At 45.2% G+C, this 21,848-nt stretch carries 20 protein-coding genes and 1 tRNA gene; 6 read left to right on the top strand and 15 right to left on the bottom strand.

Annotated features, from left to right (window positions below):
- Window positions 1-56 precede the first annotated feature (56 nt).
- The 3 genes from ACLWOR_RS14310 to ACLWOR_RS14300 form a co-directional block, all read right to left on the bottom strand.
- Window positions 57-129 (bottom strand) — tRNA-Arg (locus tag ACLWOR_RS14310).
- A gap of 12 nt (window positions 130-141) precedes the next feature.
- Window positions 142-2,199: a M1 family metallopeptidase gene (locus ACLWOR_RS14305; protein ID WP_413941446.1), complete on the bottom strand. Its 2,058-nt coding sequence runs from the start codon at window positions 2,197-2,199 to the stop codon at window positions 142-144.
- 31 nt (window positions 2,200-2,230) lie between these two features.
- On the bottom strand, window positions 2,231-2,935 hold the full coding sequence (locus ACLWOR_RS14300) for a pseudouridine synthase (RefSeq protein WP_413941445.1): 705 nt from the start codon (window positions 2,933-2,935) through the stop codon (window positions 2,231-2,233).
- Window positions 2,936-3,061: 126 nt separating this feature from the next.
- Between ACLWOR_RS14300 and ACLWOR_RS14295 the strand changes: the two genes are divergently transcribed.
- Window positions 3,062-3,820: a type 1 glutamine amidotransferase domain-containing protein gene (locus tag ACLWOR_RS14295; RefSeq protein ID WP_413941444.1), complete on the top strand. Its 759-nt coding sequence runs from the start codon at window positions 3,062-3,064 to the stop codon at window positions 3,818-3,820.
- Here ACLWOR_RS14295 and ACLWOR_RS14290 read toward each other — a convergent pair whose 3' ends face one another.
- Window positions 3,821-4,465 (bottom strand): hypothetical protein, encoded by a 645-nt coding sequence (locus ACLWOR_RS14290; protein WP_413941443.1) that lies wholly within the window; start codon window positions 4,463-4,465, stop codon window positions 3,821-3,823.
- A 150-nt stretch (window positions 4,466-4,615) separates the two neighbouring features.
- Between ACLWOR_RS14290 and ACLWOR_RS14285 the strand changes: the two genes are divergently transcribed.
- Complete coding sequence (locus tag ACLWOR_RS14285) at window positions 4,616-5,476, top strand: SdiA-regulated domain-containing protein (RefSeq protein ID WP_413941442.1); 861 nt, start codon at window positions 4,616-4,618, stop codon at window positions 5,474-5,476.
- 83 nt (window positions 5,477-5,559) lie between these two features.
- Here ACLWOR_RS14285 and ACLWOR_RS14280 read toward each other — a convergent pair whose 3' ends face one another.
- Genes ACLWOR_RS14280 through ACLWOR_RS14235 form a run of 10 tightly spaced genes read right to left on the bottom strand, consistent with a single transcriptional unit; the run spans window position 5,560 to window position 15,902 of the window.
- Window positions 5,560-6,843 (bottom strand): hypothetical protein, encoded by a 1,284-nt coding sequence (locus ACLWOR_RS14280; RefSeq protein WP_413941441.1) that lies wholly within the window; start codon window positions 6,841-6,843, stop codon window positions 5,560-5,562.
- The gene (locus ACLWOR_RS14275) at window positions 6,840-7,910 is read right to left on the bottom strand and encodes a hypothetical protein (protein ID WP_413941440.1); all 1,071 of its coding nucleotides are present in this window, start codon (window positions 7,908-7,910) and stop codon (window positions 6,840-6,842) included. The genes ACLWOR_RS14280 and ACLWOR_RS14275 overlap by 4 nt, the downstream gene beginning before the upstream one ends.
- Window positions 7,907-8,665, bottom strand: a complete 759-nt coding sequence (locus tag ACLWOR_RS14270) for an outer membrane beta-barrel domain-containing protein (protein ID WP_413941439.1) — start codon at window positions 8,663-8,665, stop codon at window positions 7,907-7,909. Before ACLWOR_RS14270 ends, ACLWOR_RS14275 begins: the two co-directional genes overlap by 4 nt.
- Entirely contained in the window at window positions 8,662-9,720 is a 1,059-nt protein-coding gene (locus ACLWOR_RS14265) for a hypothetical protein (protein ID WP_413941438.1), read from the bottom strand. Before ACLWOR_RS14265 ends, ACLWOR_RS14270 begins: the two co-directional genes overlap by 4 nt.
- Before the next feature lie 17 nt (window positions 9,721-9,737).
- Window positions 9,738-10,982, bottom strand: a complete 1,245-nt coding sequence (locus tag ACLWOR_RS14260; protein WP_413941437.1) for a TonB family protein — start codon at window positions 10,980-10,982, stop codon at window positions 9,738-9,740.
- Window positions 10,983-10,990: 8 nt separating this feature from the next.
- Complete coding sequence (locus tag ACLWOR_RS14255; RefSeq protein WP_413941436.1) at window positions 10,991-11,275, bottom strand: hypothetical protein; 285 nt, start codon at window positions 11,273-11,275, stop codon at window positions 10,991-10,993.
- On the bottom strand, window positions 11,272-14,232 hold the full coding sequence (locus tag ACLWOR_RS14250) for a tetratricopeptide repeat protein (RefSeq protein WP_413941435.1): 2,961 nt from the start codon (window positions 14,230-14,232) through the stop codon (window positions 11,272-11,274). The genes ACLWOR_RS14255 and ACLWOR_RS14250 overlap by 4 nt, the downstream gene beginning before the upstream one ends.
- Complete coding sequence (locus ACLWOR_RS14245) at window positions 14,229-14,711, bottom strand: ExbD/TolR family protein (RefSeq protein WP_413941434.1); 483 nt, start codon at window positions 14,709-14,711, stop codon at window positions 14,229-14,231. Before ACLWOR_RS14245 ends, ACLWOR_RS14250 begins: the two co-directional genes overlap by 4 nt.
- A 5-nt stretch (window positions 14,712-14,716) precedes the next feature.
- Entirely contained in the window at window positions 14,717-15,181 is a 465-nt protein-coding gene (locus ACLWOR_RS14240; protein ID WP_413941433.1) for an ExbD/TolR family protein, read from the bottom strand.
- A 46-nt stretch (window positions 15,182-15,227) separates the two neighbouring features.
- Window positions 15,228-15,902 (bottom strand): MotA/TolQ/ExbB proton channel family protein, encoded by a 675-nt coding sequence (locus ACLWOR_RS14235; RefSeq protein ID WP_413941432.1) that lies wholly within the window; start codon window positions 15,900-15,902, stop codon window positions 15,228-15,230.
- A 254-nt stretch (window positions 15,903-16,156) separates the two neighbouring features.
- Between ACLWOR_RS14235 and ACLWOR_RS14230 the strand changes: the two genes are divergently transcribed.
- The 4 genes from ACLWOR_RS14230 to ACLWOR_RS14215 all read left to right on the top strand — a co-directional run bounded on the left by ACLWOR_RS14230 (window position 16,157) and on the right by ACLWOR_RS14215 (window position 20,538).
- Window positions 16,157-17,251 (top strand): hypothetical protein, encoded by a 1,095-nt coding sequence (locus ACLWOR_RS14230; RefSeq protein WP_413941430.1) that lies wholly within the window; start codon window positions 16,157-16,159, stop codon window positions 17,249-17,251.
- Window positions 17,252-17,347: 96 nt separating this feature from the next.
- Window positions 17,348-18,097 carry a gluconate 2-dehydrogenase subunit 3 family protein gene (locus ACLWOR_RS14225; RefSeq protein WP_413941429.1) on the top strand — a complete coding sequence of 250 codons (750 nt, stop codon included), beginning with the start codon at window positions 17,348-17,350 and terminating at the stop codon, window positions 18,095-18,097.
- Between the two features lie 9 nt (window positions 18,098-18,106).
- A complete protein-coding gene (locus ACLWOR_RS14220; RefSeq protein WP_413941428.1) occupies window positions 18,107-19,870 on the top strand; it encodes a GMC family oxidoreductase in 1,764 nt (587 codons plus the stop codon).
- Window positions 19,867-20,538 (top strand): c-type cytochrome, encoded by a 672-nt coding sequence (locus tag ACLWOR_RS14215; protein WP_413941427.1) that lies wholly within the window; start codon window positions 19,867-19,869, stop codon window positions 20,536-20,538. Before ACLWOR_RS14220 ends, ACLWOR_RS14215 begins: the two co-directional genes overlap by 4 nt.
- A 10-nt stretch (window positions 20,539-20,548) precedes the next feature.
- Here ACLWOR_RS14215 and hmgA read toward each other — a convergent pair whose 3' ends face one another.
- The gene (gene hmgA / locus ACLWOR_RS14210) at window positions 20,549-21,832 is read right to left on the bottom strand and encodes a homogentisate 1,2-dioxygenase (protein WP_413941425.1); all 1,284 of its coding nucleotides are present in this window, start codon (window positions 21,830-21,832) and stop codon (window positions 20,549-20,551) included.
- Between the last annotated feature and the right edge of the window lie 16 nt (window positions 21,833-21,848).

Genomic DNA, 21,848 nt, shown 5'->3' with positions numbered 1-21,848 from the left:
ATAGGCGTACAGCATTTAGAAGCCTTTTTTGGATTACACCATTGCTAGGTGTGAAGTGACCCCACCCCGACTCGAACGGGGATCGACGGTTTAGGAAACCGTAGCTCTATCCTGTTGAGCTATGGGGTCCTTGAAAAGTGACTAAAGCTTACGTTGCAAAGGTGAACTCGTCACAGGCCACGTGGATTTGTAAACCACAGGACGGGACTTAAACACCAACACGCCGAAACTTCCGTAGTGAGTCAGGCGCCCCGCCCATTCGGCAGGATTATTATCGCGGGCCCAACGAATCCAAACAACAGTTTGTGTTGGATTGCTTTTGAGACGAGTGACAACCACTGTGCTTACTTCGGGCAAATTAAACTCTTGGCCTTCCAATTGGATTTTTTGTGCATCAACGGCGAAATTCTGATCAACTAATTGTTGTTTCATAAACTCCGCAAAGCCATCACCAATCAAAACCAAAGCACCTTCTGTTGGAATATCGAAGCTGCCAGTGCTGTTATGAATTTCTTTTTTGCCTTCAATGGATTGAATCCATTTCGCCGCAAATTGGCCGTTCTCGACAGAGTTTGTATCCATATAGAAATGAACCAAAGAGCTGCCTAAGACCGAAGATAAAGTCGCGGGACGTTCTTCGGCATAGAGGGAACGGAAAATGTGAAAGTCTGGATCAACTGCCACATGCACAGGACGTGAGCGACTCACTAAAGAGAACACTTGCGATTTTTCTGTGAGGCGGGCGATTTGACGAACGACTTCGCCATTTTCAAGCTTCCAAATAACCGGCACCACTAGATCGTAAACGTCTGCACCTGCTTGAGAAAGGGAATAAGTCGAACTAAATGAGCCATCCAACCAATGCATCACACGCACATCATTCAAAGCTAATTGTGGAGCGCCTGTTCGATCCAACCACTGCGTAAAGAAGCCCTCTAGATCTTGGTTCGTCACCGATTCAAAGCTTTTTTGAACTTCTGTAAACGACACAGCTTGGAACAAGTTTTTCTGATAGAAATCTTGAATGGCTTTGCGGAAAGTTTCTTTCCCCAAGCGGAATTCTAGCATGTGAAAGAGCATCATGGACTTGGAATAACCCACAGCTTGCGAACTTGAATTGTGACGTCCACGGAAGTTGCGCAACGGAAAGTCTTTCTCTGGAGACGCCGTCACGAAATCTGAAAACGACATCAAAGAATTCAAGCGATAACCACGGTCATTGCCGACTTTTTCTTGCTGCCAGTAATCAGCCATGTAAGTTGTAAGGCCCTCGCTCCAATTGCCGCGATCATAATCTACATAAACACTATTGCCCCACCAGTTGTGCAGAATTTCGTGAGGCAAAGAAGAGTTCAAAATAAATGGCAGACGCACGACAGTCGGGCCCAAAAGAGTGAACGACGGCATGCCATAACCAGTCTCCCAAAAGTTTTCAACCACAGTGAATTGGGAGTACGGGTAGGGAGCGATCATATCGCTGTAGTGTTGGACATATTCCGGCATCGTATTTAAAAAACTCTGCGCCAGTGAGGGCTCATCTTTACGCAAAAGAACCTGCAACTTTTTACCGTTGCCCAAAGTTTTTTCGTAAGAGAAGAAGGGCCCCGCTACCAAATAGATTTCTTCTTGCGGATAGATCTCAGAAAAGCGCGACACGCGAAGTTTGTTTTGAATACCTGTGCTGATCAATTGCCCTTGTACCAAGGACATCCACGATTCTGGTGTTTTAACTGTGACGTCAAAACTTTTCATTTGTCCTAGGAATACCGGATACCAGTAAGTCGTTCCAAAAAGTGTGGCGCCTTCTGGAGCAATCAAACCACGGCTCATTTCGTTCACAACCGGATCATGAATAATGCCGAAGAAATTTAAAATCACTTTGTTGTCTTTTGCACCCAAAGTTAAGCCGTACTCAGAGTAAGGTTCTTCTTTGGTTCCTGCGTGCAAAAGCACGATGTGGTCATCACTGCCGATCACAGTCACTTGCAATTCTTTGTGCAATAAAAAACTCAATTTGCGTGGCGTGCCTTCAGGAAACGTCAAAGTGTCTTGCGCTTTGAGCATTTTAAGACCCGGCAAAAGTTCGACTTCGATTTGATGATGTTGAGTGCCGCCCGCGTGCGATTGAATCGCAACAAGCAAGATAAAGAGCAAACCAGTCACAATCAAAAGCTTGTGAAGCGCTTGTGTTCTTGTCATGGAAAAAGACCTCTAAAAATCGGTGCTTTTTCTACGCCTGTTCCCTCTGAGAGGCAAAGAGTTCTTGGATTTTATCCCATTTTTCACATTCAGGAGCCAACAGAGCAACCTCGGCACCACTCCAAGGATGAGTAATTTTCAATTTGCTCGCACGTAAGCAGAGGCCGGGAATCCCGACAGTCTCTCGAAAGAAGCGGTTGTGATGCGAATCCCCATGATAGGCATCACCCAAAAGAGGGTGTGAGATGCGATTAAAGTGGCGGCGGATCTGATGGTAGCGTCCCGTCAGGGGGCGAACTTCCAAAAGAGAGTACCGAGCGCTTTTAAATTTTTTGCCAACCGGCACGGGGAATTCAATGGTGCCCAAGCGTTGATACAAGGTGCTAGCCGGGACGGGAACTCCGGTGGAATCTAACTCTAGCGGCAAATCAATGCGCCCTTCTTGCGGCGTCCAACCTCGAGCCACAGCGTGATACACCTTCTCAGTTTCACCTTGCGCAAAAAGATGGCAAAGCTTTGAGGCCGCTTCCGAGGAGAGGGCAAATAAAAGCACGCCACTGGTAGCTGCATCCAAACGGTGAACTGGATACACATACTGCTTCATCATATCGCGCACACGATAGAGACAAATATGATCTTTTGCGACTTTGATGCGCGGATCTTCGGGAGGGTGAACGTGATATCCCGAGGGCTTGTGGACAGCCACAAAATGTTCGTCTTGGTAAAGCAGTTTCATTGCGCCCAAGCTAGCTATTCACTCGCCCTTTGGCAAGGGGATTGCTCTGTAGATTTGCAGAAGGACTTTTGCTCTATTGAGTTTACAAAAAGCCTCGCGGAACCTAGAGCCTAAGGGAGGTTTTCGATGCGCTCTAGAAAAGTTCTTTTCGTGCTGACAAGCCAAGACAAGCTTGGTGATACCGGTCATAAAACAGGAGCCTACCTCGCCGAAATCACCCACGCCTATGATGAAGTCATTCGCGGTGGATATGACGTGGATATGATCAGTCCTCATGGGGGGCAAGTTCCATTGGATGGCGTAAAGATGGATGACCCCTTAAATGCCATTTGGATGAATGATGAAGAATTTCTCTCCAAAATTGAAAACACCATGCGCCCTTGGCAAGTTCAAGCCCGGGATTACTGTGCGATCTACTTTGCTGGTGGCCATGGAACCATGTTCGACTTTCCGGAAAATCTGCAACTGCAAAAACTCGCTGCTGAAGTTTTTGAAAACAATGGTGTTGTCGGAGCGGTTTGCCACGGATCCGCAGCTCTGGTGAACGTGCGACTGTCTGATGGAAGCTATCTGGTGCGAGGCCACGAAGTTTCATCATTCACGAATGACGAAGAAGAAGTCGTCGGGATGGAACAAGCTGTGCCGTTTTTACTCGAAACCAAGCTCAAAGAACGAGGGGCTATTCATACATCTGCGCCAAAGTTTACGGCCCATGTGGTGAAAAGCGGAAGATTGGTGACAGGACAAAATCCTGCATCAGCAGCAGGCGTTGGACAGGCAATGGTGGAAGTTTTGGATTTTATCGAAGAAGGGCGAATCGTGCCCGAACAAAACTGGTGTGAATGGAACGAGCCTCATCCCAAACGAAATGAGGCTCGATATTAACTATCTTACGATTCTGTAGATTTCGTATTGAGAGTGGTCTGTGTGGCTCTCAACTGTACAAGGAGTACATTCGAAGTTTTGTGAAGAACATTGTGGGTTCGAAGCACGTTGGCGAACACACTCTGCGTAAGCTTGCGCCGTTTTGTCATGGCGGAAGTGTTTTGTTTCTTCATAACGACGTTCTGGAGCACGAGGTCCACGTCCGCGATCGTCACGTCCCCAGCCACCACGGTCATCACGACCACGTCCCCAGCCACCACGATCGTCACGTCCCCAACCACCGCGGTCATCGCGACCCCAGCGATCGTCACGTCCCCAGCCGCCACGGTCATCGCGATCCCAGCGATCGTCACGTCCCCAACCACCACGGTCATCACGGCCACCGCGACCACCATTAGCAAGCAATTGGTAAACTACGTAGATTGACTCATCAGAGTGAGATACTTCAGAGCAAGCTCCGCATTTATAGTTCTTGCCGTCATTACAACGGAAGTCAGCTGCGCGTCTGAGTTTACAATTTTTAATTGCAACTGCAGTTTTACGATCAGTGATGCGAACTTGTTCAATTTCAGTCCACTCCATTGATTGCGCGAAAGTGATACTTGCGAATAAAGAGAGTCCCAGAGACACAAGCAAATTTTTCATACCAATTCTCCTAATAGTTTTGGTGATTAAATGAACCGATCTCAAGTCTAGCAAGCGACGTGCCGAGAAAATTTTGATATTTCGCACCACTTGATCTTGGTATGCTTATTGGAGTGTCTGCTTCTTTGGGATCATTTTGGAGGATTTCATATGTTCGTGTCTTTTCGATCTGTTAGTGTAGTTGGAGCGTTACTGTGTGGAGTCGCGGCGCACGCACAAGTTTCGGAAAAAACCTTTTTAGAACAATTTGTTAAGCCCGATCAGGTGCTATCTGTGAAGGAAGCAGCAGGAAATCTTTCCGGTGTCGTTTATAACTTCGACACCCAAACTTACTTCGTGATTCAGAACAATTCTTATCAAATTGTTGAGTATGACAAAACGTTCACTAAATCTTTGAGAACAATCAAGTTAGTGAACCTTCCAGATAAAGACACAGAGGACATTGCCTACCTAGGAAAAGATCAATTTGCCATCAATATGGAAAACAATTTGATCCTGATTTTCACTCTGAAAGCAGGGCAAACGTCAGTCGATGTTTCACCAAAGCGTGACGATGTCCAGGCATTGCAATTGCCGGCTCCTCGTAAGGACAATAAGGGTATTGAAGGGCTGTGTTTTGCTCCCAAAGTCGGGGCGAATGGAACGTTCTATGCGGTTCAAGAAGATCGTCCCAAGCGTGTTTTTATGATTCCACGTCCTGCGGATTCTAAGGATGTTTTTAGCCATCGTAATCTGAAATACTTCGAACCGTTCAACGTGGATAAGATCTTTAAACACGTGATGAGCGATTTAGCGGGTTGTACTTTTGATGAGAAAACGGGCCACGTGATCATCCTCAGTCATGAATCTTCCCGTTTAATGGAAGTGACTCAGGGTGGGGTCGTAGTAAAAACTCTAGACCTTCCAACGGTAGTTGAACAATATGAAGGTGTCACCGTGGGGCCAGAAGGCGAATTGGTATTGGTCAGCGAACCCGATAAAGTCGTGATCTTTAAGCCCAAGGCCCGCTGAAAAGCGGCCAACTGACTTCGTTGCCTTGAGCGATCCGCGAAAACGTAAAAACTCCTGAAGGTTTCTTCAGGAGTTTTTTTATTTTATTCAGCTGGGAAGTTGAGATTCACTGGGACGAAGTCGACTGCGAATTTAGCGCCTTCTTCGTAGGCTTTGAGGTTGCCTGAGATCTTCACGATATTTGGCGGTGTGAAGCTCCAGCCTTTTTGTTTGTCCATCGGGATGATTTGACCTTTTCCTTTAGCCAAAACATCTGGTTTTCCGTAACGAACGACAATTTGATATTGCTGAGTCTTTTCGTCGAAACGAGGGGATTGCGACAAGAAGATCTCTTTCTCAAGGATTTTCTTTTTAATATCGTCGCCCAAACGGCCCAGCTCATCACCAAATTTCGGACTCAAGATGCTCATCACATATTGATTGCGGATTTGAGCGTCTGTCATGCCTGTTTGCTTGTTCACTTTGTAGATCAAGCTTTCGATTTTTTCAGGACCGAAACCTGTGCAAGTCCCGTTGTTCGTTGCTTTGCCTTTAGCATCAAAGTTAAAACACTGCTCGTTGTATTTCGGATGAATACGAAGAGCCCAGTCTTTTTTCGTATCTGGATCTTTCGCTCCGACAAGCGCACCATACACAGATACTTTCTTAGGGTCTTTTTTGAAATCAACGAGTGCTTGAGCCACTTGTTCGTGAGAAATGTTGTTCTTATTGTAGTCATCTGCGTCTGTTACGAACACGACAACCAGTTGAGCGTCTTCACGGAAGAACTCTTCGTTTGCAGCGCCACGGCCCGATTTTTCGATCGCTGCTAAAAGAGGAGCAAAGAATTCTTCATTCTCTGGACCGCCTTGAACAAGGGGAGCGATGCCGATTTTAAGCGTAGCAGCCAATGCTTGAGGGCTATCCGAGCGGTCGATAAAGCGTTTGGACTGTTCAACACCTTGAGCATTCTTGGCAGCGCGAAGCTCACCAATGCCGTAAGTGTCTTTTTTCAGTTTCGCGAAGTTTTCAGAGTTATCCCAAGTTGAAATAACACCGATGTGGTAGTCGATAACTTTGTTAGAAACGATACCCGATGTGAAACGGTTGATGTTTTTCACAAGGCTGTCTTGAGTCGCAGCCATACTGTCCGAGTTATCGATCACAAACAGAATATCGACGCGCGGGTTGAAGTCGACTTCAGACTCTCCACCGTCGTTCGTAATCCAGCCGAACTGTTGTGTCGGAACTTTCGTTCCTTCTGGAATCACCACTGGAGGCGGAACCGGTTGTGGATCTTGAGAGTAAAGGCTGCCAGACTCCTGCGCGCAAGCGCTCAGAAGGAAGAAAGCTCCTAGATAAATAGATGCGATAATGAGTGCTCTCACATTTTCCTCCTTAAGTTAGAAGGGCAGGCTTTCGAGATAACTTCGAACTTATCGAGTTCATCGATCCAAGGACGACCGTCATCTTTAAAAACTAATTCGTCGGCGCCAACATTTTTAAACTGACCGTTGCTGTAGGCCTCATCAGCCAATGCGAGGTCCGAGTGCATACGTTGAATCGCTTCAACTTCAACAAGATTCATTTTATTGATGATTTTCTTATTTGCCGCTGTCTCTTCTTGTGCCAGTTTTTGCACGCGCGCTTCGATTCCTGCAACGGCTTGGCTGTTCATTTTCTCAAATGAAGCCTGCAAACGAGCTGAAAGAGTTGTCGTTTCAGCATTTTTCAAAACATCTAAAGCCGCCGCAGAGACATTGTGCTTCAAGATGTGCGCTTGAAGTTCACGGTCTTTGTGGAAGAGAGCAGGAAGTGATAAGGCTTCTTCTCCCAATGCTTTCAATTTCAAAGGAAACTCATTGGCTTTAGAAACAACTTTGATCACGTCGCTATTCAAGCCTTTCATAGAAAGGTCTTGGATCTTGACGATATGTTCTTTTTGTTTCTTTTTGAAAAGCTCATGTGTTTCGAAAACACCTTTGTAATCACAGATTTTAAGCTGTGAAAGGGATTGCAAGAAATAGGCTTCAGAGGAAACCGTCTCAGCAAACGCCGGGCTTAACAAGGTTTTTGCTTGAGCCATCGCTTTTTCCGGAGAACCCAAACGGTATTGCGCCCAGCCTTTTTCCTCAACTGCTTGCAACCACATGTCGTTTCCTTTTGGAATCAATTGGTATGTTGCAAGAGCTTCTTCATATTTGCCCTGAGCAAATTGAGTACGAGCTTTTTTAAGATTTTCTTTAACTTCGCAGTCTGAGCAAGCTGGAATCGCTTTTTTCTCAAGAGCGACAACGTCAACGAGTTCTAATAGTTTTGTATTATCTTGGGCCTTTAAAGACGTTTTGAAGTCTTTTTTCCAGTTTGCCACTGAAAATGCAGCTTGCGCATAGGCTGTTTGATAGCCCAATGCACTCACGCAGATAAAGGCAAAGACGAAAAGGCGAAGACTCATAAAATCCATCCCAAACCAAAGCTGCCAGTCCAAGTGTCAAGAGAACGAGAACCTGAAGCTGGATTGTCTTTATAGTTTTGATAGCGCATTTCTGCGCGAGCCGTAACGTGACGAGTGATCCAAGCGCCAACGCCCAAGCCACCTGTGTAAAGAGCTGTTGAACCGCTGGAAAGTTGGATTTGACCCGCTCCTGCTAGGAAGTAGAGGTCAAATTGAGTCACACCAATATCCAAGAAACTTGTTTTACCATAGATCGGGTACCAGTTCACAACTGCGAAAGTTGCTGACTCTGGGTAGTCGATACCAGGGAAGTAAGATTTTTGACCAGCTGCTTGGTCTTCTTGAGCTTTTTTGATTACGCGTTGACCTTCAGGATTCAAGCTGTTGCTGAAATCCAAGTAACGTGCACCCACGGACCAACGAGGAGTGATGTGGTAGTCCAACGCCAAAGACAAAGAGTGAGTTTCAAGGTAAGCGTCGCCACCGAAAGCAGCGCCGTAACCAACACCGAACTCAACTTTGTTGCGGCGATCCACGATACGCTCTTGCACGATACGGCTGCGAGTTGTTGATTTCATTCTTTGCGCCATATCGACGAGTTCCTGGTTGCCGCCAAGATCATCGATGTCGTTTGCGATATTTTTTTGCGTAGCCACTGGTTTAGCAGAGCGAGCAGAGTACTTAGAAGACTGAGCTTGAGCGGCTGTCACTTGGACCAACAAAGCAAAAATAATGAGAGTGCTCAATTGTTTCATGGCGCTTTCTCCTCAGTAGCTGGTTGCGCAGGAGCTGCCGGTGCAGCTGTCTTTTTATAGCGAATTTTGATTTGTTTTGTGATTTCTGGAGCAGAAAGACCCGCACCGTTAACAACTTTAAAACTCACACGCACGCGAACCCCGTCAGCATTCGCGATTGCTTTTCCATCCAAACCCAACTGTGGTTGAACAGGGATGTAGGCTGTGTCGAATTTTTTAGAGAATTCCCAAGTTGAATTACCCAAATACTTGGCATCTTTTTGCGCAAGATCTGAAACGATATAAAGAGCACCGTTAGATTCTTGGAACTTGTTACCGTTCGTCACAGAAACGCCGTCATAGTAGTAATCCAAACGAGGTTTTTTAGCTGATTTATCTGTGTAACCAGGAACAACTGCTGTGACTTTGAAAGTCGTGATTTGACCTTCTTCAATTTCGTTGCTCAAACCGACGATTTTAACATCTTTAGGCGCTTCTTGGCTCTTACGAAGAGTGATTTTCGTTTCTTTTTCAAACGCAAGGCCTTGAACCTTCGCTGCCATTGCTGGATCTGAAGATTTCAAAACTTCAGCAGTGAACTTAACAGTGAACGTATCATAAAGTTTATCGTCATCAGATGAAAGGCTGTAAGGCGGATTCCATGTGATGAGGTAAACGTCTTTTTCTTTTTGTGACTTCTCAAAGCTTGCGCCTTGCGGAAGACCATCTTGCTTCAATTCCAAGTTCAAACCCGGAAGTGTTGTGCTTACGCGAACTTTGAAAGTAGAAGTTTTACCTTCGACAAAGTCGATTTGAGCGTCAGGAGCGATCACAACGTCAGAAGCACTGATTTTAGTGACTTCGTATTTCACCAGCTTCTCATCGCGCACAACGACTTTTTCAGGAGCTGGTTTCACCGGAGGATGAGCTTTTTCAAACTCAAGTTGTTGCTGCTCTGTGCGAGCTCTTTCATTCAATTGGTCAAAACCATCAGCTGGTTCTTTACCCCAATCGCTGCAACGAACGTTGAGAAGGCTGAGTGCTGTAACTGCTATAATGAGTGATTGCTTTTTCATATTCGCATTCCTCCTGATTATCGGCTGCTCACGCGAGTCAACTCAAATGGGTACAACACGTCGACGCTGACATTGCCCACTGGACGTGGGAATTGCCAGGACTTCATGCGCTCAATCATGCAATTTTCAACATAACGAGATCCTAAAGAGGATTGAGCGACCTTTGCTTTTGTGATTCTGCCGTTAGGGCCGATAACGAAATCAACGGCTACGCGACCACCGATAGACGGTTGTGCTTGTAGACCTTTTTCATAACAATAAACGATTTGACCTTGGTGACGGTTGATCACAGCTGCGATTTGGTCTTTATCCAAACCACCTTCAACAGAAGCTTCATCATCAAGTGGCAAGCTCATACCTGAAGTGCCGCCAACCAACGAGATTTTTCCGTAGCCTGCTTTGCCGCCGCCAACACCTTTTGTACCGTATCCGCCGGCGCTTTCGGCACGACCACCGCTACCAGAGGTACCTGCGATCAAGCCACTTCCCGGAAGGTAACCTTTCATGCCACCTTGTCCAGAAGCTCCGAAACCACCACCGCCATTGCCGCGACCTGCTGAACGGATGTTTTTCATCGATTGAGTATCAAGACCTTCGTAGCCACGTTTTCCATTCGGAACGCCACCTAAAGCTGCCAATGCACCCATACGTTGAACGTTCACAGATTTTTTGAAAGCAATTTTTGGTTGCTTCACAAGAGGCTTGTGCTTGGGAACGGCTTTCATTTTAACGATTTTTTTCGTTTGCTTGATTTTCTTTTCAGAAACTTTAACTGTTGGACGCGGCTCACGTTTCTCTACAACAGTTTTTGGCGTTTCTTGTGGAATGACGATTGTAACAAGGGGAGTTTCTTCTTTTTTAGTGAAGTAAGTCGCCACAATCCAAGAAGCCATGATCAAAGAGAAAACTGCCAATAAATGAACCAAAGAAGATTTTTGGATGAAGGTTTTAAGTTGTTCTTCATCATCTTCTTGGGGAAGTTCATAGCTTGGACTTTGCACAACCTTAGCAGCCGGGTAAAGACGGATGCTACCCAATCCCTCTAGGATTGTCGCATCTTCCTCGTCCATATTGTTCAAGTTGATTTTTTTGATCAGCTTGTAAGCCACTTCATTTTCGTCAAGTTCTTGAAGGCTTGCGAAAGCTTCAATACGACGAGATTCTTTTAAATACACGATGTGAAGAGTCTCCGACTCCACAGAGAACGTGCGAACCTTCTGGCCTAATTTATTTTCTAGAATTAAAAGTTTCGCTGTACCCATAACCCGTCCTAGTTCTTTTCACTGTCTTGTTGGATACGGTCTTCAAACTGCATTCTGCCGTTTAAAAGATCATCCAACGATTTATCGTTCTCAACCTTTGCTCGCGTTCCCAAAGCACTTTGGTATTTACCTCTAAGAGCACGACCATCAAACTTAAAGGAAGTCCCCAATTTTGCTTGGCGGCTAGGCTTCAGAGCTTTTTTCTGTTCCGTGCCGGCGTAAGCTGCGTCAAGAGCGATGACAGCTACGATTGTAGATAGCAAAAGGGAGGCCAAAAAATTCTGCTTTTTCATAGGCGTTTTCCTCTCTGTAAGTGGTTTAAACGCGCTTCGAGATAAGTCGGCATCAGTGGATGACCGAGTTTTGTCTCTAGGATTTTCAATTTTTCAATTTCAGCGACGTCGTTCGGATTTTCAGACACAGATTGACGGGCAGAGAGAAGATCTCGTGCCGAAATTTGTGATCCTGAAACCGCGTTCTCCAAAGTCTCTTTCAAGCGACCTTTACCGGACACCTGTTGAAGGGCGGCGAGGTCGTTATTCAAAAGTTTACGGATTTCAGGACGAGCAATGCGGTAATCATTGATCAACTGAGAAAGAGCTTGAGAGTTTTCCCAAAGGTTTGCCAATTGTTGCTGAGCCGTTTTCGCTTTCAAGAAGAACGGTTTTGATTTGGCCTTTAAAATTCCCAAATACTGTTGTTGCTCTTGTGCATTGAGGCCTTTTGGTACTGGAAGGCCTGCCAAGTTACGAACGAAGCGTTCGTTTTCTTGACCAATCAAATCCAATGTGAGCATCTGACCCGTGATGTCTTTGCTGCGCAGAGCTTCGGCTAAAAGAACATCGGCTTTTGCCAATGCACTCATGCGGGCTTGAATTGTTTTTTGGAGACCTTTGTCAGAACGTGTGAAAAGCTCCATTTTTTGGATCTGAGTTTTATAAGACATCAACTTTTTATTGAACTGTTGACGTTGCACCCATTGAGCCGCAGAGCGGTTGCGAAGCTCTTTTGACGCAAGAATTTTATCAAGTCCAGCAGTCGAACCTGTTTTGGCAATCACAAAGAGAACAGTTTCGTTCAAAAGACTTGGGTTGCCTTTTAAGTCTGCAACTTGCGCTTTAAGTTCTTTAACCGGGTTGGCAGAGATCAAAACCAAGCGCGAACGCACAACCAAAGCACGAGAACCCTTAAGTCCCAACGCCAATGCTTTCCGGTAGTGCGGAGCTGCATTGATATTCGCTAGATCTGCCAAAGTTCCCAACTTGAATTCGAATTCCTGCGGAGAGGTTTTGCCCACTTTCAAATTCAAAGCCGCTTTGTAAGCGTTGTTGAAATCCAAATGCTTTTCATAGAAACCCACAAGTTGTTCAGAAACTTGTGATCTTTTTTCTGCTGACAATTCTTTCATTGCCAAAAGCAACTGCAAGGATTGGATGTAAGCTTGTTCATCATTCAGCTTATCAGCCAAGATACTTTGGTTTGTATAGAAAGAGATTTTTTCTGAAGCAGGTGCCCCCGTCAAATCCACGCGAGAAAGTTTCTTCAACGCTTTTTGATAGTCTGACTTGCTTGATTCTTTATTGTTCGCAACAGCAGCTGTTTGGTTCAAAACGGATTTGCGTGCGATTGTGCGGAATTCGTTTTGTGAGCCCTTAAAGACTTGAGCATATTCCAAAGCCCATTCTTCGATTTGCTCGTCGTTCTTAAGAACAGTCAAGCTGTCCAAGGCAAGGTCTGCTGATTTCTTACGAAGTTCAAGAGAACCGCTTTCGTCATTAGCAAGAGTGTTAAACTCAGTTGCTGCTGACTTAAAGTTTTTGTTTTGATAAGTGAGGTAAGCAGCTTGATAACGAACTTCAAAGCTCTTATCGCCTTTTTTATTTAAAGCAAGGTAATGGGCATAAGCTTGTTGTTTCAAAGCTGGATCGCCGGATTCTTCGGCCGCCGAGATTTCAGCATTCAAAGCTTCAACACGGTCCTTATCACTGTAAGCACGGCTGTCGGAGATGGTTCTATATAGTTCCATTGCGAGCTTGTGCTTTTTAAGTTCAAGAGCCAAAGAAGCTCCACGCAAAGTCATTTCTTTGTCTTGCGGGAATGTGTTGCTATAGATGATATAGGCATTTACCAAAGATTGGTCTGGGTTGACCTTTTTAGAACGGTGAAGTTCCGTTACATAACGTTTCATCGTTTTTTGCAACTCTTCACACTTCTTTGCGTCTTCGCATTCGCTGTCTTTGAAAGAAGCGGCTGCTAAAGCAAAGTCTTTATTTGATTGCGCCGTTTGACCACGGTCAAAATTCACTTGAGCCAAGCGCACGAAGGCTTCTAAGCGTTCTGCTTTGGAAAGACCTGGTTGTTCCAAGTATTTATTCAAAATATCGTAAGCGGCATTTTTTTGACCGATACGGTCCGCTTCTTGAGCAAAGTGGAAGATCAAATCTTTCTTTTGATCATTCGGTGCTAAAGAAACATAAGTACTGATGTTCTTGGCGCTAATTTGTTGACGAGTATAGAACGTCGCCAAGTCACGCATGATGTCGGCGTGGAAACCAGAATCGTACACAGAGCCATTTTCTGAATCACGAGTGATAGATTCAGGTTGCGCCAAAAGTTTTTCAAGAGTGTTAATAGAGCTTTGCAGTTTACCAGTGTTAAATTCACACCAAGCCATATTATAGATCACAAGAGCTCTGTTATCGAGTTTTGGATCTTTCAAAGCTTGAGCGTATTGTTCATGAGCTTCTTTAAATTTTCCTTTTTGGAAATAAAGGTCGGCCAATGAAGCTTGAGCTTTCGATTTGATTTCTGGAGAAAGTTTTTTTGAACGAGCTTCTTTCAAAAGCTTTTCAAAAAGTTCAATCGACTTATCCGTATTACCGCCCATTTCATACAAGTGAGCAAGTTGGAACAAGATACTAGATTGTTCATTTACGTCGATTTGTGAATAGATTTGCTCATAGATCGCAGTTGCTTTTTTGCGATCGTCTTTTGAACCTTTGCAGCCGTCGCAGTTTGCTTCGATTTCCTGCATAAAGCGGCTACGGGCGCGCTCGGCTAAAAGGTCAGCATAGCGCTTTTGGCTTGGAGCAAAAGACGCATCCTTCTTGTCGAGCGTAGAAATAGCACGCTCCATCTTGTCGATCACAAGATCTTGTGTTGAAGAACTCATTTTATCAGCCAAAGCGGGTTGAGCGCTTACAGCTGATAAAAGGACGACTTGAATAAGAAGGTTGATTGAAGGTTTCATCGTGATGGCACCACTGCAAATTTAAGTTGCTCAATGCCGGCCTGAGCTCCAATTTTCAGAAGAGGATCCAGGTCTGCGTATTTCATTTCTGTGTCAGCTTGAACCATCAACGCTTTTTTCGCGTTGTTTTTGATGGCCTGAATTTTTTCAGCCAAGCGGTTCAATGAAACAGGTTCGTCATTAAGGAAGTAAGTTCCTTTTTCAATGCGAAGAATCGGAGCTTCTTCTTGCAAGCTTTGGCTAAAATCTGCCATCGGAAGATTGAACTTCGTTGGGATTTTAGATTCGATACCGCCGCCTTGAGTTCCGATCAAAAGATAAATAACAATAATAGAAAAAGCATCAATCAAAGATGTCAAAGGCAAAGCAATAGCCAGGTCACGGCTCATGCCGCCCTTTTTACTGCCACCTTTCAAACGAAGCATTTCTTTGAGAGGCGATCTTCTTTGAGAATGATCAACGAAAGATTTTCTCAGCATAAGTCCTACCCAAGAGGGGAGATTCCCACTCCCTCAAAATTGAATTGTTTAAGTTTATCCATCACACGAATCACATCGCCGTAAGAACTCTGTGCTTCTGGAAGGACAACGCCTGTTTTTAAGTCAGGCCATTTGTTACGAAGAGCTTGAAGACGAGCTTCTAAGTTTTCCCAGTTCACACCTTTAGCGGAACGAGAAATAGACTCTTCGAACTTTTTCGCACCCGGAAGGTCACGAAGGCTCAAAGTCAAACCACCATCGGATTTAACTGTGAGCCACAAAGAAGGAGGATTCTTTTCACCAGAAACCGAGTTATCGGCGATTGCCTGGCGCGTGTCGATCGTACCGATTTGGACGAAGACCGCAGTGAGAAGAAGAAAGCAAATCAACACCGACAAAATATCGAGAATCGGGAGGATGTTGATATCAAAATTTAAATCTTTACCGTTGTTGTTATTGCTACTCATCATAAGTCACCTCGGAGCTTTGGTCCGACAATACGTTCAATTAAAACAATTACGCTTTTTGTTTCTTGTCTGAAACGGGCTCGTAGTGGAAACCCAATTGGATGAACAAGTTCAAAGCCGCTTTGTTCAAATCATCTGTCAAACGAGTTGCACGGTTTTGCAAAACTGCGTACATGATCAAAGCTGGAACTGCGACCAACAAGCCGTAAGCTGTTGTATTCATCGCCAAAGAGATACCTTTTGAAAGGATCGCCGCTTTTTCAACCGGGTTTGCATTTGAGATACCCGCGAAAGAGTGGATCAAACCTGTGATCGTACCCAAAAGACCGATCAAAGTCGCTACGTTGGCAAACATCGCCAAGAAGCCAATGCGCTTTTCTACGCGTGATGTTTCTTCAAGCAACAATTCATCCATTTTAAGTTGAATTTCTTCTTTACCACCCAAGTCGATAGCTGCTTGGATCCCTGCAGATGCTACGGCACCGAGAGGTTCTTTTGCGCTCAATTGCATAGAGCGACGAAGAGCTTTATCTAAGTTACCAGAACGGATGTCTTCCGCGATTGTCTTAGACAAGTCTTTTTGGTTGATCTTACGGTTCACGAATAAAGCTACAACGCGTTCAACGATAATAGCGATTGATACGATTTGAGCGGCCAAAATAGCCCACATCCAAATTGCATCAGTTGAAGTGAAACCACGAGCTAACGAAAGAAAGAATTCCATAAATCCTCCTATGAATTCGGTAAGTCCAATGAGCAACGCCCGCGCCATCGTCAGATGGATTAAAATGAGACTGGACATTACGCCATTGTAGTTTTTCGCTAACGATGACGATTTACGGCGTCACTTTTGATTTTTTCCTGTGTACAAAGTTTCGACAGATGATTTACGAGAAGTGCTTCTCGCGATTCATTCTTGTTGCCATCTTCTCTATATATAAGAAGAGAAGGGCCTTAGTTTTGCTTTTCTGTCATTTAATGGAAATACAAAAATGCAAAAATTCATTTGCGGTGATTTTGGTGCTATCATTGTGCCTCGGGCTGTTATTTTCGCCGAAGCTTTTTGCGGAAGAGATTCCATTGGAGACCGATCTTGTTTGGGATGTTCGTGAATGGGAGTTTTTGGAGACTGTAACCAAACCTAGCTACGAACTCTCCGACGAACACATGATCCGCAAGGCGGGCCATTCTTATACATTAAGGGCCGATTTAATCCCCCAAGAAGCCCGAGCTCTGTATTACGAGTTGGATCTAGAAAAAAGAGAAAAGTTTCATAAGATTCGTCTGGGACTGTTAAACAAATTCGCTGCAGTTCTAGACAAGAATGCATTGATGATGGGAGCTGCCATCGTCACTAAGAACAAGATCTTAGGCATTTTTAAAAAAGGCCAAAAGGCCGAAGGAAGTTTACGTGAAATCGGCCGTACCTCTGTCGAGAATGTATTAAATGGACTGAATGCGAAACTTTGGAATGAAGCTCGAAAGGTCGCGGATGCCAAAGAAGTATCTTTGGTCGTGAATCCAGCGGCTGGTGTATTTATTGGAGTTCCCAATAAGCTGCATATCGGCGGAGCAATCGGATTTGGGTTGAACATTGGTTACAATGTTGAGTCAGATGTTTTGTTTTTAACTATTAATGGAACGGTAGAAAAAATTAAGTCAGGATTTGTGATCTTTGGTGGCGCAAAATTATTAACGGGACTGCAGTTTGATTCAAACCCCGCTCCTGGATTCCGCTTCGGAAAAAAAATGCGTCAAAAATCGAATCTTTTTCTTCGCGAACGTAGCGAGATTTATAATCCAATCTATGTGCCTTTTTGGACAGCGAGTGGTGAAGGCCGGTACGGTTTGGGAATCAGTGCTTCGTTTTCAGTTCCGGGACAGGTTTTTTACTACAAGAACGACAGCCTTTCATTGCGTTTGTTAAGATTGGATCTACCGACTGAAGGTTTTTGGCGAGTTGTCTTTGACGGCCTTGCGAAGCTTGGCGCTTCCGATCATATCCTTATGCAGTTTGCAAAACGTGCTCACGCTGACTTTGTTCCCAAATCATGTGGTGGCCTTTTCCTTTAAGGATGCTTAAAGACAAAATGTAACATTGCAGATATTTTCTCCACAGTTGGACTTTTATCCGTGCCCTGATTGAATTTGGGAGCGGAGGTGTCCCAAATGGATGAGATCACAAGACGAGATGCGATGAAGATCGCGGCGACAGGCCTTTTAACAGCTCTTCCTCTTACAACTGTTGTTGAAAAGGCGGAAGCTGCCGTCGCACCCAAGAAAAGCACCTCGACTGCTAAGAAAACTAAAACCACTTATTTGTTCTTCAATAAAAGTGAAGCGGCATGGATTGAAGCTGCTGTGGCAAGACTTATTCCGGCCGATGAACAATGGGGTGGCGCCATTGAAGCCGGAGTTCCTAATTACATTGATAAACAATTAGGAGGCGCGTGGGGCGCAGGAGAACGACTTTATCGCAGCGGTCCTTGGGAAAAAGGCACTCCTTCTCAGGGCTATCAGTTACCTTTTACTCCCGCCGAACTTTTCAAAACGGCACTTAAGGCCATTGAAAAAGACATGACCAATCAAAGGATCTCATTCGCCAAGTTGCCTCCTGAAAAACAAGATTCATATTTAAAAAGTCTGGAAACTGAAGATTGGGATTTGGGCGGAGTTCCCAGTAAAGTCTTTTTCGCCAGCCTACTACAAATGACCATCGAGGGATTTTTTGCCGATCCTGTCTATGGCGGCAATCAAGACATGATTTCATGGCGCATGATCGGATTTCCAGGGGCTTACGGCAGCTATTATGACGTCGTTGATAAACATGGAATTAAAATCAATCGCGCGCCGATGAGTTTAGCTGAAGACTCCAGCGGTCACATTCATCCGTCACCTAATATTCCGGCACATTTATAAGGAGAGATCATGGCGACAAAATTAAAACCTGTAGATGTGGTGACCATCGGTGTGGGACTTACCGGATCTATTCTAGGAAAAGAACTCGCAGCTTCAGGATTAAAAGTCGTGGGACTAGAAAGAGGTCAATTCCGAGACACAGTTCCTGATTTTCAATCACCGAATATGCACGATGAGCTTCGCTTTGCTGTGCGCAAGGGACTCACAGCTGACAACACCAAAGAAACAATCACGGCACGAAACAGTGTTAGCGAAACAGCCTTACCTATGCGTCGTTGGGACAGCTTTTTACCAGGCTCTGGAGTCGGCGGGGCCGCGGTCCATTGGAATGGACAAACCTTTCGTTATCAAGTCGCCGACTTTATTTATAAGACCCATATTGAAAAACGCTATGGGAAAAAGTTCATCGATTCTGACCTTAGGATTCAAGATTGGGGTGTGACTTATGATGAACTTGAACCTCACTTTGATCGTTTTGAATATCTGTGTGGGACCAGTGGCACCGCCGGGAATATTAAAGGCAAAACGCAACCGGGCGGAAATCCATTTGAAGCTTGGCGTTCGCGCCCTTATCCGACACCAGCACAGAAGGAAACCTATTTCGGTGCTCTTTTCAGAAAGGCTGCCGTTGAGTTGGGTTATCATCCCTACCCGCAGCCTTCATCAAATTTAAGTCAGCCTTATACAAATCCTGAAGGCCTTAAAATGAACACGTGTGTGTTCTGTGGATTTTGCGAGCGTTTTGCCTGCGAGCACTACGCGAAATCAAGTCCCCAAACCATGATTCTACCGTTAGCTCTTAAAAATCCGAATTATGAACTCCGCACGGGGGCGCAAGTTCTACGTGTCAATCTCGATAGTACGAAAAAGAAAGCAACAGGTGTGACCTATATCGATAGTGCGGGACGCGAATTTGAGCAGCCTGCCGATCTTGTTTTGGTCACGGCCTTTGCTGTGAATAACACGCGTTTGATGTTGTTATCCGGGATTGGAAAACCCTACGACCCTCACACTGAACAAGGTGTGGTGGGAAAAAACTACGCTTATCAAACAATGAGCAATGCCCAAGTATTTTATGACGAAAGTGTGAATATCAATCCGTTCATGGCTTCCGGTGCGAATGGAACTATGATCGATGATTTTGGCGGTGAAAATTTTGATCATGGTCCGCATAAATTTATTGGTGGATCTTACATTGGTGCGATCATGACACATGGTCGACCAATTGAATTCCGTCCGACACCTCCTGGCACGCCAAGCTGGGGACTTGAGTGGAAGAAAGCTGTCGCGAAACACTACAATCACACAGTGCCACTGAATATTCACGGCAGCTCCACATCCAGCCGCTGGAACTATCTAGATCTTGATCCGACATACAAAGATGCTTGGGGTTTACCTCTGTTACGTATGACATACGATTTCCCCGATAACGATATTCGGATGGCGGCTTTCGTGACCGAGAAAGCCAAGAAGATCGCGGAACGCATGGGTGGAAAAACCGTTGTCGCGACACCAAGAAAAAAATCTTGGAATACATCCGTCTATCAAACGACTCACACCACCGGTGGCGTAATCATGGGAAATGACCCCAAAACCAGCGCGGTCAATAAATACCTTCAAAGCTGGGATGTATCGAATGTGTTTGTCGTGGGGGCTTCGGCCTTCCCACAAAACTCATGCTACAATCCGACGGGGACAGTGGGCGCTTTGACGTACTGGGCTCTGGAAGCGATCAAAAACAAATATTTCAAATCCCCGGGGGCTCTCGTATGAAGAACTTCGTTTGGATTTTATCAAGCATCGTCCTTAGTGCATCAGTAAAGGCACAAGAACTACGAGCGACAAGCGAAGTTGATATCAAGGCCGGCTCCGAGATTGCGCAGAAAGGAACATCTAGTGGTGTTGCCGCCTGCATCGCCTGTCACGGCCCACAAGGGGAAGGGAATGCCGTCGGAGGATTCCCAAGACTGGCTGGCCTGCCACATTTCTATATGGTCGAACAACTCAAAGACTATTCAAGCGGAGTCCGTACAAACGAAGTCATGGCTCCGATTGCAAAAATGCTCACCGACACGGAAAGAGCCAACGTCTCGGCTTACTATGAATCATTGACGTCGAATCCGATCAAGCCTGCAAAAAAATCAGCAGCAAGTGTTATCAAACGAGGTGAAACTCTTGCGAAAATAGGTGATCAAAAACTTCAACTCCAAGCCTGCAACAACTGCCATGGCCCCGGAGGAGTAGGAATGGCCCCCGCAATTCCAGCCTTGAATGGTCAGCTAGGAGTTTACATTGAGAGCCAGCTCACAAGTTGGAAAGATGGAAAAAGAAAAAACAGTCCCACGCAAATGATGGGCATTGCGCAGAAGCTAAGCGATGCGGATATAAAAGCACTAGCAGCCTACTTCGAACAAGCCCCTAGAAAACTAGTTAAGAAATAAAAAAGAAGCACTATTTAAAGTGCTTCTTAAACCCTTGCCAGCATTCTTGATAGTCTTCTTGGATAAAGTCTTTACCAAGAGCGAAGTCCGTGACCATGTAAGGTGCACGTGTTTCAAACATAAACGCCATGGTGTCGGTGAGCTTAAGAGGCTTCAAATCTGCGGCACTCGCTTTTTCGAAAGATTCCGAATCAGGACCGTGTGCAGAATAGAAGTTGTGCAAACTTCCGCCACCAGGAACAAATCCACCTGCCGTCTTTGCGTCGTATTCACCGTAAATAAGTCCCATGTACTCACTCATGCAATTGCGATGGAAATAGGGAGGACGGAACGTGTGTTCAGCCACCATCCAACGCGGAGGGAAGATCGCCAAATCTACATTCGCGACACCCGGAGTTTCCGTTTGGGAAGTCAAAACTGTAAATATCGAAGGATCTGGATGATCAAAGCTGACAGTATTGATCGTGTTGAACTTGCGTAGGTCATATTTAAAAGGAACATAATTCCCGTGCCATGCAACGACATCTAATGGTGAATGTCCCATCTCGGCACTCCAGAATTCGTTGTTAAATTTGCCAATCAGTTCAAAAGAGCCTTCTTGATCTTCAAAGGCAGCAACAGGAGTTAAAAAGTGACGACGGTGCGCCAAACCATTTGCGCCAATCGGTCCAAGATCAGGGAGGCGGAAGGGATTGCCAAAATTTTCGCCGACATAACCTTTGCAGTTTACGTTTGCAGCTAAAGGATTGACTTGGAATTTCATTCCGCGTGGAACAACAGCAATTTCACCTGGCTCGACATCCATAACACCGAGTTCGGTTTTAATTTGGACAGATCCTTGCTGGACAACGAACAAGAAGTCTCCATCCGCGTTCATCATGTATTTGTTCTTCATTCCTTGATTGAACGAATAAAGATGAACATGCAGTCCGCGACCTTCCAGGCTTGAGCCACTTCCGCAAACAGTGCGAAGTCCTTCAATAAAAGTTCCGTTCAAATCCTTCAAAGGATTCCAACGCATTTGATTAGGATTGATGTGTTGAGGCTTAAACATCGTTTTTTGCGTCAGTTCTTTCAAAGGCTTATAGGCTTTGTGCATGACCGAAGGACGAATGCGGTACAGCCAAGAGTAAAGATTGTGATGGCGTGGCGCTGTGAAAGCAGAGCCGCTTAATTGTTCAGCATAAAGTCCAAGAGGAGCTCTTTGCGGAGAGTTTTGATCCAGAGGAAGCGCACCTGGACGCGCCTCGGAAGAGAAGTGATTGCCGAAACCTGAGAGATATTGTTTTTCCATACCTAGAGATAATCAG

It is taken from the genome of Bdellovibrio sp. HCB2-146, assembly GCF_047345725.1.
Taxonomy (GTDB): domain Bacteria; phylum Bdellovibrionota; class Bdellovibrionia; order Bdellovibrionales; family Bdellovibrionaceae; genus Bdellovibrio.
This window is presented reverse-complemented; position numbering and strand designations above follow the sequence as displayed.